1 protein-coding gene is annotated in these 518 nt (G+C 54.1%); it reads right to left on the bottom strand.

Going from position 1 to position 518, the window contains the following annotated elements; genetic code table 11:
• On the bottom strand, nt 1-518 hold a 518-nt coding region (locus tag HMPREF3066_RS13640), incomplete at both ends, for a DUF2345 domain-containing protein (RefSeq protein WP_321178934.1).

Raw genomic sequence — 518 nt, 5'->3', positions numbered from 1 at the left:
ACCTCCCCGTTGCTCAACTTGATATACGCCCCCTTGCAGGTAATCAAAATCTCTTCCTTTGCCGCAATGGTGACTTTCCCTACGCTGCTGGTTAGCGTTGCGTCCTTTAAGGCATTCAGCTGCAATTCGTCATTCTGTGCCTGCACTTCCACTTTGCCCTGGTTGGCCTGTACTTTGATTCCTTGGCTTTGCGCAAACAGGTTGAGGCTTTCTACTGCATGGGCGGTCAGGCTTTGGCCGGCGGTGATGTCGGTATGGTTGCCGCTGACGAGGTGAATGTTTTCATTGGCGGTATGCAGTTGGCTTTGTTGGGTTGCGGTGGCGATGCCGGCCGGGGCGGTTTGGATCAAACCGGCCTCTTTCAGGTCTTTGAGTGCGTCTTTCAGACGACCCCTTTGGGTTTCTTCATCGGTGTTGTGGTTGTTGGCCGTTTGGGCGGCTTTGTTCAGGCTTTTGGCCAGGGAGAGCGCCTGTTCGATCTGTGCAATGGCATCGTCCATATCCAGCACTTTGCCGTT

Source organism: Neisseria sp. HMSC03D10 (assembly GCF_001807625.1).
Taxonomy (GTDB): domain Bacteria; phylum Pseudomonadota; class Gammaproteobacteria; order Burkholderiales; family Neisseriaceae; genus Neisseria; species Neisseria mucosa.
Note: the sequence above shows the minus strand (reverse complement) of the source record. Positions and strands in the feature narration are given on the sequence as shown.